13 protein-coding genes are annotated in these 14,239 nt (G+C 37.7%); 4 read left to right on the top strand and 9 right to left on the bottom strand.

Features of this window, described 5'->3' with window-relative positions; all coding sequences use genetic code 11:
• Positions 1 to 9 precede the first annotated feature (9 nt).
• Both gmk and nadD read left to right on the top strand, forming a co-directional pair.
• Positions 10 to 579 (top strand): guanylate kinase, encoded by a 570-nt coding sequence (gene gmk, locus J1905_RS11320; RefSeq protein WP_214227355.1) that lies wholly within the window; start codon positions 10 to 12, stop codon positions 577 to 579.
• A 3-nt stretch (positions 580 to 582) separates the two neighbouring features.
• On the top strand, positions 583 to 1,155 hold the full coding sequence (gene nadD / locus J1905_RS11315; protein ID WP_214227354.1) for a nicotinate (nicotinamide) nucleotide adenylyltransferase: 573 nt from the start codon (positions 583 to 585) through the stop codon (positions 1,153 to 1,155).
• Here the strand turns inward: nadD and J1905_RS11310 are convergent.
• Entirely contained in the window at positions 1,152 to 1,865 is a 714-nt protein-coding gene (locus J1905_RS11310) for an SAM-dependent methyltransferase (protein ID WP_214227353.1), read from the bottom strand. The two genes, nadD and J1905_RS11310, sit on opposite strands and share 4 nt — an antisense overlap.
• A gap of 300 nt (positions 1,866 to 2,165) precedes the next feature.
• Between J1905_RS11310 and J1905_RS11305 the strand changes: the two genes are divergently transcribed.
• Together J1905_RS11305 and J1905_RS11300 are read left to right on the top strand one after the other, a co-directional pair.
• The gene (locus tag J1905_RS11305; RefSeq protein WP_214227352.1) at positions 2,166 to 3,485 is read left to right on the top strand and encodes a DUF6600 domain-containing protein; all 1,320 of its coding nucleotides are present in this window, start codon (positions 2,166 to 2,168) and stop codon (positions 3,483 to 3,485) included.
• A gap of 117 nt (positions 3,486 to 3,602) precedes the next feature.
• A complete protein-coding gene (locus J1905_RS11300; protein WP_214227351.1) occupies positions 3,603 to 5,183 on the top strand; it encodes a peptide chain release factor 3 in 1,581 nt (526 codons plus the stop codon).
• Positions 5,184 to 5,186: 3 nt separating this feature from the next.
• Here the strand turns inward: J1905_RS11300 and J1905_RS11295 are convergent, their stop codons facing one another.
• The 8 genes from J1905_RS11295 to J1905_RS11260 form a co-directional block, all read right to left on the bottom strand.
• The gene (locus J1905_RS11295) at positions 5,187 to 6,440 is read right to left on the bottom strand and encodes a pyridoxal phosphate-dependent aminotransferase (RefSeq protein WP_214227350.1); all 1,254 of its coding nucleotides are present in this window, start codon (positions 6,438 to 6,440) and stop codon (positions 5,187 to 5,189) included.
• Between the two features lie 24 nt (positions 6,441 to 6,464).
• Positions 6,465 to 7,796: an argininosuccinate lyase gene (argH, locus tag J1905_RS11290; protein WP_214227349.1), complete on the bottom strand. Its 1,332-nt coding sequence runs from the start codon at positions 7,794 to 7,796 to the stop codon at positions 6,465 to 6,467.
• Positions 7,797 to 7,953: 157 nt separating this feature from the next.
• Positions 7,954 to 9,282: an OmpA family protein gene (locus tag J1905_RS11285; protein ID WP_214227348.1), complete on the bottom strand. Its 1,329-nt coding sequence runs from the start codon at positions 9,280 to 9,282 to the stop codon at positions 7,954 to 7,956.
• 56 nt (positions 9,283 to 9,338) lie between these two features.
• Complete coding sequence (locus J1905_RS11280; RefSeq protein ID WP_214227347.1) at positions 9,339 to 10,157, bottom strand: hypothetical protein; 819 nt, start codon at positions 10,155 to 10,157, stop codon at positions 9,339 to 9,341.
• Positions 10,151 to 11,032, bottom strand: coding sequence for a helix-turn-helix domain-containing protein (locus J1905_RS11275; RefSeq protein WP_214227346.1), 882 nt, complete (start codon positions 11,030 to 11,032; stop codon positions 10,151 to 10,153). The genes J1905_RS11280 and J1905_RS11275 overlap by 7 nt, the downstream gene beginning before the upstream one ends.
• Positions 11,019 to 11,249, bottom strand: coding sequence for a hypothetical protein (locus J1905_RS11270; protein ID WP_214227345.1), 231 nt, complete (start codon positions 11,247 to 11,249; stop codon positions 11,019 to 11,021). The genes J1905_RS11275 and J1905_RS11270 overlap by 14 nt, the downstream gene beginning before the upstream one ends.
• 94 nt (positions 11,250 to 11,343) lie before the next feature.
• Entirely contained in the window at positions 11,344 to 11,982 is a 639-nt protein-coding gene (locus tag J1905_RS11265; protein WP_214227344.1) for a response regulator, read from the bottom strand.
• On the bottom strand, positions 11,979 to 13,973 hold the full coding sequence (locus tag J1905_RS11260) for a tetratricopeptide repeat-containing sensor histidine kinase (protein WP_214227343.1): 1,995 nt from the start codon (positions 13,971 to 13,973) through the stop codon (positions 11,979 to 11,981). Before J1905_RS11260 ends, J1905_RS11265 begins: the two co-directional genes overlap by 4 nt.
• Positions 13,974 to 14,239: the final 266 nt, after the last annotated feature.

The following is a 14,239-nucleotide window of genomic DNA, read 5'->3' as shown; positions in this document are numbered from 1 at the left end:
ACACAAAAAATGAAACAAGGTAAACTTATCATATTTTCTGCACCTTCTGGGGCAGGAAAAACAACAATAGTAAAGCACCTACTTACGAAATTCCCCTCGTTAAGTTTTTCTATCTCTGCAACAACTCGTCAGTTACGTGGAGATGAAAAAAATGACAAGGATTATTACTTTATCACTAAAGAAGATTTTTTGCACAAAGTTGCTCATCAGGAGTTTGTAGAGTTTGAGGAAGTTTATAATGGTACTTTTTATGGTACTTTAAGATCTGAAATTGACCGCATCTGGAATGATGGCAAACATGTGATATTTGACATTGATGTAGAAGGCGGATTACGCTTAAAACGCAAGTATGAAGATGACGCACTGGCTATTTTTGTTCAACCACCATCTTTAGAGGTGCTGAAAGAACGTTTAAGTGGTCGTGGCACTGATAGTGCCGAAAAACTACAGGAGCGCTTTATAAAGGCTGAAAAAGAGCTTAGCTATGCCGACAAATTTGATGTTATCCTAAAAAACTATGATTTAGATACAGCATGTGCTGAAGCTGAAAAATTAGTGGGAGATTTTATCAATAGCTAAATAATGAAAACAGGGTTATTCTTCGGGTCCTTTAACCCCATACATATCGGACATCTGGTAATTGCTAATTACATGGCTAGTTTTACCGGATTAAAGGAAGTTTGGCTGGTAGTTTCGCCTCATAACCCACTGAAGAATAAAAACGGTTTGACAAATATGTACGACCGATTGGAGATGGCCAAATTAGCCACCGAGAACTCTGAGAAAATCAGGGTTAGCGATATCGAATTTGGCCTGCCTCAACCCTCTTATACCATTGATACACTCACTCATTTACAAGAAAAGTACCCAGGAAAAGAGTTTGTGCTAATAATGGGGGCTGATAATCTGGCTTCCATTAAAAAATGGAAAAATTATGATGTTCTTTTAAAGAATTATCAGATTTATGTGTACCCCAGACCTGGAATAGATATCAGTGAATGGAAAGATCACCCTTCAATTGTAATTACCGAAACACCTCAAATGGATATTTCATCTACTTTTATTCGAAAGGGAATTAAGGAGGGGAAAAATGTTCAGTATTTTGCCCCTGATAATGTGCTTACTTTCATAGAAAGTAAAAATATGTACCGTTAAAACTGACGGTACAATGAAAAGATTGTAGGTTTTTTATGTAAATCTATTCTTTCCTTTCTCCACAAAGCAATTGGCAATGTTTTAATATACTCATCTTCTGAAGTAATGTTACTAGCAATACTCAATAGTGTTTGAGGTTGACAGCTCTTTAATACATCTTCAAATAAATGATTGTTCCTAAAAGGCGTTTCTATAAAAATTTGAGTCTGCTTGTTTTTATCTGCTAATTGTTCAAGTTCTTTAATTTTTTTAGCTCGTTCTACTTTATCAATAGGCAAATAACCATGAAAAGTAAAACTTTGGCCGTTAAAACCTGAAGCCATTAATGCCAGCAAAATAGAACTTGGTCCTACAAGTGGAACTACTTTAATACCTCTTTTATGTGCTTCGGCAACGATATCCGCTCCTGGATCTGCAATACCCGGACAGCCTGCTTCGCTCATTAAACCAACATCCTTACCCGTCATTAGTTCCTTAAAATAGGGAACAAAAGAGTCGTTGCGCTTATGTTTACCATAATCATGGATTACAAGATCGCTCTGAGGTACTTTTATTCCTGCTTCCTTCAAAAACTTACGCGCTGTTTTCTCATTTTCAACAATGTAGGTATTTATGGAATTGATGGTATCTCCAAGATAACTTGTAAAAGATTTATGAGCTGCGTTTTCTGCCAGAGGTACTGGAATAAGAAATAAGGTGCCTTTTGTCATAGATTTTGTTTTGGTTACAAAAGAAGAAAATAATTCGCTGGAAAGCGCATTTGATGGAGTAAATATTATAAGCAGATCGTAATCTTCTATCTAAATGTAGTCTATTAAAAAATATTTTCCATAAATTGTTTAAACCAAAAAACCGATTAAATATTGGCCTAAACTACACTTAAGCCAATAATATTACGCCCCACCCTATAATCATAATGTAATATTTTTTAAATAGATTAAACTTTTTAGATTATTTGGAACTCAAATTGATATATAAATATCGTTAGGTAAATTTAAAACACACACGCAATGAAAAACATCATCAAATTACCGGCTATTGTGCTGGGGCTCATGCTCCTCTTAACCGGAACCGCTCAGCGGGTTATGGCACAAGACGAGGATATTTCCTTACAGTCTTTTTACGATGAGTTATCTCCCTATGGCACCTGGATTCAGGATTCGCAATACGGTTACGTTTGGCGACCAGATGTGGAACAGGCAGATTTCAGACCTTATTATTCAAATGGCCGATGGGCTATGACTGAATATGGTAACACATGGATTTCAAATTACGACTGGGGATGGGCTCCTTTTCATTATGGAAGATGGGTTTATAATCGTTATAGTCAATGGGTATGGATTCCTGACACCGTTTGGGGTCCGGCATGGGTAAGCTGGAGAAGTGGTGGCGGATATTATGGATGGGCACCTATGGGCCCTGGGATGAATATCAATATTAACTTCAATATCCCTGATCTTTGGTGGGTATTTGTTCCTCAAAGAAATATCTATTACAACGATTTTCCTCGTTACTATTCGCGCAGAAACGTAACTATTATTCATAATACAACTATTATCAATAATGTTTATTCAAGAAACAACCGTAATTACTACAGTGGTCCAAGGGCCGACGATATCAGACGCTCAACCAGACAAGCAGTTCCCGTATACAACATAGATAGAAGTAGCAGACCGGGCAGAAGTAGCATTAGCGGAAACAAAGTTGAAATATATAGGCCAAATGGCAGAAGCAGCAGGGAAACCAATGCAGGAAATGTAGCTCCAAGAAATCCAGTTCGTGGTGAAGGGTATGCAAGTCCTAGAACCGACCGTAATAGCGTTGACAGGGGCAACACTGAAGGAAGAGTATCAAATGGCCGAGTATCAAGAGATGGCAGTCAGCCAACTGACAACAGAACAACTGATGGTACCAGGGTAAATAGTCGTCCAGAAAGAGTACCGCAAGGAAACACTTCTCCATCTCAAAGACCAGATCGTCCAACAAGACAAGATCAAAGTCAGCCAAGACAGGAAGTTCAACCGAGACAACAGCCTTCTCAACCAAGACAGGAAAGAATTGAGCCACAGCCAAGACAAGAGAGACAAACTAGGCAGGAAGTTCAGCCTAGACCTCAACCTCAACAAAGGCAAGAGCCGGTTCAGCAACCTAGACAGGAAAGAGCTCCGCAACAGCCAAGACACGAAGCACAACCTAGGCAAGAACAAGCAAGGCCACAGCCTCAAAGATCTGAACGCGTAGAGCAAAGCAGACCATCAAGAGGTTCTGAAAGTCGTGGAAATAACGGTGGCGGAAGAGAAAGTAGGCCATCCAGAAACGGAAGAGACTAGATAAATCTTATATAGAAAAGGCGGCACAAATGTGTCGCCTTTTCCTTTTACACATTCCAAGCTTTTTTTTCCTTATCTTTGCAGCCTTTTATCAAGCACAACACGCTTAAACTCTTTATGATTAACCCGGAAATAGAAAAACGAAAAACATTTGCCATTATCAGTCACCCCGATGCAGGTAAAACTACATTAACCGAGAAGTTCTTACTTTTTGGAGGGGCTATTAATACTGCCGGGGCAGTTAAACGGAATAAAGCAAACCAAAGTAATACCTCCGATTTCATGGAAATTGAGAAGCAACGCGGAATCTCCGTGGCTACCTCTGTTATGGGATTTGAGTATAGCAACAAACGCATTAACATACTGGATACCCCAGGTCACAAAGACTTTGCTGAAGATACTTATCGTACCTTATCGGCAGTTGACAGCGTTATTTTGGTGGTTGACTGTGTAAAGGGTGTTGAAGAGCAAACTGAAAAGTTAATGGCCGTGTGCCGTATGCGTAATACTCCTGTAATCATCTTTATTAACAAGATGGATCGTGAGGGTAAGGATGCTTTTGATTTACTTGATGAAATTGAGAACAAACTTAATATCAGCTTATGCCCACTTTCCTGGCCTATTGGACAGGGACACACTTTTAAAGGGGTTTACAGCATATACAATAATCACCTGAATTTATTTGAGCCAGACAAGACTAAGATTAGCGAACCTGTTATTGAAGTAAGCGATCTGAATGATGAAAACCTGGGCAAATTTTTAAAGCCAAAAGAACTTGATGGCTTAAAAGGCGATTTAGAACTAGTGGATGGCGTTTACGGCAAGCTTGACAAGAGCATGTACACTGAAGGTTTACTTGCTCCTGTATTTTTTGGAAGTGCTATTAACAATTTTGGGATAAAAGAGCTTTTGGACACCTTTGTTCAGATTGCCCCAAGCCCTAGAAGCCGTGAGGCTGAACAACGTGAAGTTCTTGTGAATGAGAAGAACTTTTCAGGTTTTGTCTTTAAGATCCATGCGAACTTAGATCCTAAACACCGTGACCGTATTGCTTTCTTAAGAATATGTTCAGGGAAGTTTGAGCGTAATAAATTCTATTTCCATACCAGACAAGGTAAAAAACTAAAATTCTCTAATCCAATGGACTTTATGGCCAATGAAAAGAGCATTGTAGAAGAAGCGTGGCCAGGTGATGTGGTAGGTTTATACGATAGCGGTAACTTTAAAATCGGCGACACCCTTACAGAGGGAGAGCAATTGCAATTTAAGGGCATTCCTAGCTTCTCTCCTGAAATATTCAAGGAAGTTGAGAACAGAGACCCGCTACGCACTAAACAGCTTGAAAAAGGCATACAGCAGCTTACAGAGGAAGGCGTTGCACAGCTATTTACACAACAACCTGGAAACAGGAAAATAATAGGTGCTGTTGGAGAGCTTCAATTTGAGGTTATCGCCTTCAGACTTGAACATGAATACGGCGCTAAAGCGTACTTCAGAACCTTAAGTTATGGTAGATCAAACTGGGTAACATCTAAAGACAAGAAGAAATTAGAAGAATTCCTAAAACGTAAGCAACAGCATATCGGTCAGGATAAAGACGGCAACCCTGTTTTCCTTGCAGATAATGAATTCATGATCAATATGACCATGAGAGATTATCCGGATATTGAATTCCACAAAACTTCAGAATTTAAATAGCTTTTATTTAAGCTTGCTTAGTGCTGCTTTAATTCTTGGCAACATGTCTTTAATATCCTGCAAAGAGCATCCACCAACGGAAGCTCTAAACCAGGCCATTGATTCGTCGTTTCCAAAAGCAGAGAATGGAACCAACGCAGCCTGAGCTTCTTTAATCAAGTAGAAATTTACATCTGCACTATTTTTAAGCAATCCTCCTGATGGTGTGGTTTTACCTATGTAATCGATTTTAAGCGTCAGATAAATAGCCCCCATAGGGATCACTGAATCTACATTAAAGCCTTCGGATTTTAATTGCTGAAATCCGTTATGTAATTCATCAAGACTAATTTGAACTTGCTTTTTAAATGAGTTCAGGAAATTATCAACAAGACTATTGTTTTTAAAGTATTTAGCTACTGCTACCTGCTCAGCTTTAGGCGCCCATGCTCCGATATGACCAAGCAAAGCTTTCATTTTACTAATGATAACTTCCGGACCAAAAGCCCATCCTACCCTAACGCCTGTAGCAGAAAGACATTTAGAAATTCCATCTATATAGATTACGTATTCCTTCAGTTCAGGACGTAAACTTACCGGATTAACATGTGTACGCCCAAAAGTTAGTAAAGAATAGATTTGATCGTACAGGATATACAAAGGCTTCTCATCGGCACCTCTGGTTTTGTTTTCTTCAATAACCACCTCACAGATCTCTTCCAATTGCTCCTGAGTAAACATGGTACCAGTTGGATTTAACGGAGAACAAAGCGCAAGTAGAGTTGCTCCCTTTAAGTGTGGCTTTAACTGAGCAGCAGTAGGCATAAAGTTATTCTCTACTATAGTTACTACAGCTACGCCTTTTGCCGATGAAAGGTGGCAATAATGGTTGTTGTTCCATGATGGGGCAGGATAAATCACCTTATCACCCGGATCAATTAATGCAAGATAAGTTGCGTAAATCAAAGGTCTTGAACCTCCTGCTATCAAAATATCCGACACAGCATAGTTCAATGAATATCTGTCCTTTAAAATCTCAACTACTGTTTCACGAAGGGGTAAAATACCCTCAGCAGGCGGATAGTTGGTCTGATTATGATGGTAAGCATCAATAATCTCCTCTTTAAGTTCAGCAGGGATCGGAAAAATCGACGGATCAAAGTCCCCAATTGTCAGATTTGCAATCTGCGCCCCCTTTCGTTTCATATCATTAACCTCGTTACCTATTTTAATGATTTCAGAGCCGATAAGGGTGTTTGCTAATACTGATACATTCATTTCTTATGCTTTATATTGTAAAGATTAGGACAGCAATTGCTGAATCGCTTCTTTCGTTTTTTCAAATTTAAACTGAGACAGGATTTCATCCATCATGTCCTCAATATCACTATTACATAAGTTGCCAATGCTTCCTTCGTGAGTATGGTGTATTTCTGTACCCGGTGTAAATGTTCCGTTTTCGATTGACTCACCTACAATTTTATATGCTTCTCTGAAAGGAGTACCTTTTAATGCAAGTTCATTTACCACCTCTACACTGAACAAGTACGCATACTTTTTATCAGCAAGAATATTGTCTTTAATGCTTATGTTTTGCAACATAAAGGTAGTCATTTCCAAACATTCATTTAAAGAAGTTATTGCAGGAAACAAGTTCTCCTTTAATAATTGAAGGTCTCTATGATATCCTGAAGGAAGATTGGTGATCATCATCGCAATCTCGTTTGGTAAAGCCTGTATCTTATTACAGCGAGAACGAATCAACTCAAATACGTCTGGATTTTTCTTGTGAGGCATGATGCTTGACCCGGTAGTTAGTTCATCAGGGAAGCTAATGAAACCAAAGTTCTGATTGATAAACAAGCAAACATCCATTGCCATTTTAGCTAATGAGGCAGCAACGGACGACATAGCTTGTGCTAAGATGCGCTCTGTTTTACCTCTACCCATCTGAGCATATACCACATTATAATTTAGTCTTTCAAAGCCTAATAACTCAGTAGTCATTGTTCTGTTTAATGGAAAAGAAGAACCATATCCTGCTGCAGACCCCAAAGGGTTTTTATTGCAGATCTTCCACGCAGCAAGCATTAATTCCATGTCATCAACCAAACTTTCAGCATATGCGCCAAACCACAATCCGAAAGAAGATGGCATGGCTATCTGCAAGTGTGTATAGCCTGGTAAAAGTTTATCTTTATGCGTATTGCTTAATTCCAATAACTGACCAAATAAAACGGTAGTATTGCCTACCATTTCCTCAATGCAGTTTCTAAAGAAAAGTTTAAGATCTACTAAAACCTGATCATTGCGTGATCTTCCACTATGGATCTTTTTACCTGCATCTCCAATTCGTTGGGTAAGTAGCCATTCTACCTGAGAATGTACATCTTCTACTGTATCTTCAATCGTAAAATTACCGGCTTCAATATCGGCATAGATATTTTTAAGTTCTTTTTGAATTTCCTTAAGTTCATCTGCGGTAAGTAGGCCTATGCTTTCAAGCATTTCAACATGTGCAAGGGAACCAAGCACATCAAAAGCAGCCATTTGCAAATCCAGTTCCCTGTCTTTACCTACAGTAAAAGTTTCAATATCTTTATTTACGTTTACGTTTTTTTGCCAGATCTTCATTATAATCTATTATAGACACCTGCATTGTTCAGGTAGGTTTTGCGCAAAAATACACTTTTTTTGCTGGTAGTTTTAAGAGATTAAAACAAAGGTACCTACCATAATCAGTATAGCGCCTATAGCAGTGTATTTTTACGCCCCTATATAATTATATCTACTACAACTTAACAAACTCAACCCTTCTATTTGAAGCTTTTCCTGCAGGGGTTTTGTTATCAGCAACAGGTATTGTTAGTCCTTTCCCATCGGTCTCCATTCTTTCATCCTTTATGGAAAAAGTAGTATTAAGGAACTTTTTAACGGACTCAGCGCGCTTCTTAGATAAGGCAAGATTGGACGCTGCACTTCCATCTGAATCCGTATGGCCAATTATTTTGATTTTTACATCGGGATTTGTCGTTAAAGCATCTCCAATTTCTTTAAGAACAGCATATGACTGCGGTTTTATCTGATCTGAATTTACATCAAACAAAATTCCTGAAGTCACAAACTTCCCTTCTGTTATCAACTTTGACCGAGTATCTGGTTTACCTGAAGCCACCTTAATATTTGAGATCAGATAACTATAATTTTCATCATCGTATCCACCTGTCGTCTCACTTGCGAAAAACAACTGGTTAATTGTAGCCCCAGGATTTACTGCTTTTGGAACATCAAACACCTTAGTTTCATCAATCCATAACCTTAGTCTGCTTCCCTGTATAGAAAGGGCATAATGAGCCACTTTTCTTATCGTTTTTCCAAATCCACTCAAAGTCTTTCGATCGCTTCGAAAGGTCTCCTTATGTGCATTATGGCTAGCCATTGCAATGGCTGTATTTAGTTTTTCATTAGGATCTATTTTGAACTCAAATGAGTGAACCTGGCGGTGGTCACTTAGAAATTTATTGTCATCATTACTATCTGCACCACTACTAAAAGCTCCAAATGATACGGGAGGAAGATAATACCCTGATTTAGATACTACATTTAAAATCATATCCCATTCGATTGTATAATCATTCCCAAATGTTTTTAGTTTACTGCCAGATAAGTATTTCCCCTTGCTTAATTTTAGCCAGTTTCCTTTTGGGGATTCAATGCCAACTAAAGTACCATTTGCATTAGAATTCCAGTTTAATGGCAGTTCTCCGATATTATCTTGTACAAAATCCTCTGCATACAGCACCTGCTCTCCAGGTATGAAATCGAATTTCGAATAGCTGGCAATCTGCTCCTGCTTCTCTTCGGGAGCTTCGGTTGTTCCGCTTTTTTCTTTTTCAGCTTTTTCCTTTTCTTCAAATGCTTTATCAATTTGCTTATCAACTACCTTGTCAGCAGCCTTATTTGCTCCACGCTCTACAGCTCTTTCGGCAACATTCTTGCCTAACCTTTTAAGGAATTGTGCATTCCCAGCAAAGCTACAAAGCGACACAACAAGTAATGTCATTATACTTTTCTTGTATCCACTACTTTGTTTTCTCTCATTTGATCTAATAGTTTTCATTAGAAAATTTATATAAATTGTGAATAATATTTTATTAAAAAATGTTCTTAGCTCTCTCATTTACCTTTTGCATAAAACTCATCAAACCTTATTGTTTTAAACATCTGCTCAACCGCATAAATTAATCGCAAATGTTCATCGTCATGCCCATGCTGAACTTCAATATTTACATACGGAATTCTGTTTATTTGAGCATACACAGACAGGGAGCCGTCCAACGCACTTACACTTTGCAAAACCGCATTGATATTCTGCTGTTTCAGATAATTGAAAAAGGCAGGTTCCGTAACAAAAATCAGATCATCAGTATCCATTTCAGGATTAACATAAATGCTGTCAGCTACTCCAAATAAATACCCTCCGGGCTGATAGGATTGGATACCAAAGTTTTCGTCGGTATTGTTATGAAGGGTTATTATATACCCTAAACTATCTGGCTTATAAAGCTCAAATAATGATAGTGCAAGTCCTCTAGCGTGCTTTACAGTTCCTTCAACAGTTTTACCAATGCTGTATTTCTTTAAGCTTTTCTCTAGCCCCATGTTATTAAATATCTGATTAGGGTCAAAAGCGTATCTCGGTGGTTGTCCTCCAAAAGAAATATTTCTAACGTTTCCGTATTGGAGTTCCGTCAATGATCCACCATTACTTCTGCAGAAGGCTTTAGCCGCATTTAGACCAGTATTTTCATCATCGTGCAATACTAAAAAACTTAAGTTCGGCTTTTCATATATAGACTTAAGAATTCCTATTCTTTTATCAGGTAAATCAAAATAGGCATATTCAGTGGCAACAACTGTCGAATCTGATTGCCCACTACATATGAAAGGACTAAAACAGGCTAGTGCCAATAAAGCAATCAAAAACCTTAACATGGCTTATTTATTGAAAATGAGCTCTTATATCTACGCGGAGTGATATTAAATGTGCTTTTAAACACACGGATAAAAGAGCTTACTGATTCAAATCCTACCATCATTGAAGTGTAAGCAATCTGGTAATCTGCATGCTCTAAAAAGTACTTAGCCCTTTCTAGCCTAACTTGTGTCAGAAACTGATAAGGCGATACCCCATAAGCCTCCTTAAACGTCCTTAATAAGTGATTAACAGACAAACAAGAAAAGCGAGCAACATCGTTCAGATTAAACTTTTTATTATAATTGTTACTAATAAACTCCTTTGCCAATATCAATCGTTTAAATAACTCTTGTCTGGTACTTGCCTTTAATGCCCCCAGCCTTTCCATTCGGCTGTTAACCTCTCTTCCTCTTATTCTGTAAAAGTTTAGCAAACAATGGTGCAGATACTCATTGATCAGTAACTCATCCGCTTCTCCTTCAATTAACTGTTGATATAAATGCATTACAGTAAATCGCATATCACCACTAAAAGGATAAAATGACTCCAACACTTCAGGAATCTCATTGTTGGATTCTGCAACACCCGACAACAAGTCCGTACGGCTATAATAAGAGCTGTGAAAATCTGACAGAAAATTAGCACTTACCGAAACCGAAAGAATATCTACAGGGTCATAAGAATCAATAACACTTGTATAATTGGTTCCTGGAGGAAGGAAAAGAAAGCTATCCGGAAAGATGCTAACCTTACGTTTTGCCATTAGGTAATCCTGTTGGCCCCTCAAAACAAACTTAAATGTGTAATGATTCTCCTGCATCTCAGTAGTAGCATTCCGAACAGTATCGCAGGATATCGTATTGCGGTTGCTTAACTCTCTAGCGTATCTCATCACAGAAAGCGTATGAAGATTGATAATTCCGCTCTTCAAGTATTGAACACTCGTTACCGAAAGCATCAATAAAATCTGCTGATAAACCACGATGGGAATATGCCGGAGCTTTAATAAAGTTAACTCCCAACGATTTCATCTCGCAGTATTTCTTAATACAGTCGGATGTTGGGATAGTAATTTTGGCAGTTATGCCAGGGATGTAAGTCTTTTCCATTGCCTTTAATTTTGTTTAGGTAAAATTAAAAGCGTGGGATACGTGCCACATCCGCAGCCTGCGGTAGTTTTATAAATACGTAATTTACTTAGTTTTAAATAAGGCCTCTCTTATATGCTTCTTTAACAAGGCTAACCATATTCTTAGCATTTAGCTTGTGGCTGATGTTTAAACGATGAGTTTGAACGGTCCTTAAACTAATGAAAAGACTTTCTGCAATCTCATGATTGGTAAATTCCTTTGCAATTAGTCCAAGTATTTCTAATTCTCTCTTTGTTAGCATCACCTGTTGAGCAGACCTTTTTTTACCTAGGAGCATTTCTTCCATCAGATTTTTTTGAATCTGTTTATCAAGATATTGATTGCCCATCATAACCTCCTCAATTGCCTCTATCATGGTAAATTGATCCGTATTTTTAAGCAAATAGCCTGCTGCCCCATTTCGGATCATTTGTTTCACATAAAACGATTCGTCCATATTCGTTAATGCCACTATTTTTACGGAAGGATAATCTTTTGCGACTTGTTGACACAGATCGATCCCACTCACATCGGGCATCTGGATATCTAATAGGAGTACGTCTGGCTGTGCGATTTTTAAATTATCAAATAATGATTTCCCATTCTCCGCTGCGAACACAATACTCAAATGACTCTTTTTGGCTAGCATTGCTTTTATGCCCTGAATGACCAACAGATGGTCATCGGCTATTCCAATTGTAATAGGTATCATAAACCTGTATTTTGTATAATCAATCCCTTTTCTTGTTTAATATACTTCTTAACGTCAAACTCCACAAAAACAGTTGTTCCATTGCCTGGTGATGAATCAACTTCTATGTAACCATTTACAGCATCAACCCTTGATTTTAGGTTATTAAAACCAAGGCCTTCACTTTCGCCCATTTTTACACCTACTCCATTATCCTCAACTGTTATTGACAGTGCATTTTCATGATAGCTCATTTGCACCAATACATAATTTGAATGCGCATGTTTGATCACATTATTTATTAGCTCCTGTATAACACGGTAAACCAGTAACTCAAAATTGCTTTCTAATCTTGGAACTTCACCGACTTTTAGGTAATTAATCTTAAATTTTGGTGACTGTAGTCTTGAAAAATAGGCTGCCAACGCTTTATTTAAACCAAATTTCACTAATAATTCAGGGGCAAGATTGTGTGCAATCATCCTAATTTCCTGAGAGGCGCTATCCAGCATCGACACTGTATGATTAAAATGATTGTGGATGTCTGGATAATTCTGATCATTTTGCAAGATACTCAAGTGCATTTTTGTTGCGGATAGTAGCCCACCGACACCATCATGTAAGTCCTTGGCTAATCGTGATCGCTCAGTTTCTTCTCCATCAATCATAGCCCGAAGTACCTGCATCTCTTTCTCCTTTTGAAGCAAAACAAGGTTTTTATTTGCAATTCTTTGCTTATTTCTATACCAAAAATAGATCAGGAGTGTAAATGCAGCTAGAGTAACAATAACAAAGATTGAGATTACTATATAATTGTCTTTTTGAGATATTTTCAATTGATTTTTAGCATTAAGTAGCTTTTGCTGAGCAATCTCTCTTTCTTTCACCGAGTTTTGAAATTCGGCTTCCAATCGCTGTATACTCTGCTGAAGATCCAAGCCTAATAGCCTGGCATTTAACTGTTCATACTCTTTTCTATAATGCAGCGCATCTCGTAATTCATTTTGTTTTTCTTTAAGCTCAGAACCTAATAACAAAAGCTCTCTAAGCATATTCTCTGACTCCACTTTACGGGCATAACTTATCCCCTGAAGCAAATGATATTCTGATTTCTGGTAATCGTTTAACTCATAATAGACCCTAGCCAAACCTCCATTGGTGTAGATTAAACAGTCTGGAATTTTTAATTGGACGGCCAATTTATAAGCAATCTGGTAAAGATCTAGTGCCTTTTTATATTTGCGCTCCTGAACAGCCAGTTCAGCCATATACACATAAGTATAAGTTAGTGTCCCTATATCCTCCTTTTTTTTGACCAATGGCAGTAACTTATCAAAAAGTGAATTGGATATTTCAAATTGATTATTCAGCGCTCTTGCTCTTGCCAACTGCATTAGTGTCATTATATCAGCAGAGAGATCCTTATTGCTCCTTCCCAGACTTTCGGCACTTAGCGCATACTCCAATGATTTCTTTTTATCCTTCAGTTCAGTAAAAACAATTGATAAAATATTGAATGATTTCTGTATCTCTAACTTGCTGCCAATCCTTTCCAAAATTATCGCTGCATCAAGCAAATTATTAGCAGCCATTTGAAAATGCCCTAAAAAAATACCAGCCAATCCCCTTCGTGAATAAGACTGAGCCAAATGTGCATCGCTTTTGACTTGTTTACTCAAAGCTACCGACTTTGATGCCACATCGAGTGCACCACGATATTTTCCTTGAATAAGAAGTACTATGACATAAGTATTGTTTGCAGCAATAACTCCTTTTAGATTTCCTGTATTATTGGCAATCTCTAATGCCTTTTTGCAATAATTTTCAGCTTTATCAGGCTGGGCATCTACAACTTTAAATCCTGAATCTAATAATTGTTTAATTCGTATGCTATCTGCCTTATATTTATCGCTTTCGTACACAGGTTTTATTTGCCCCTTTGATTCGCCAAGTATTAAGCATAAGAAAACCATGAGCTTTAACCGAAAAGAATATGATGAGAGATTTGACATTAACGTAAATGTAAATATTTTTATGGTTTTGGTTAACAAGAACAATCAAAAATAAGAACAGAATCTACTGACAAACAAACAGATGTCTTTCGAACCGACAGGACGAGATGACCATTTCCATGAGTAATCTTTGTTTCATAGTTTAGTTTTTTGAATGAATAATATAGTTAATAGCCCCTTAAAGACTACAAGACGCAAATTAAGCTGAACACCAAACTAAAAATATCCGAGAAACACCAATTTGAATAAAACGAAAGCCCTGCAAC

This window comes from Pedobacter sp. B4-66 (assembly GCF_018492665.1).
GTDB lineage: Bacteria > Bacteroidota > Bacteroidia > Sphingobacteriales > Sphingobacteriaceae > Pedobacter.
The sequence above is the reverse complement of the archived record's forward strand: the minus strand, read 5'-3'. Positions and strand labels throughout refer to the sequence as shown.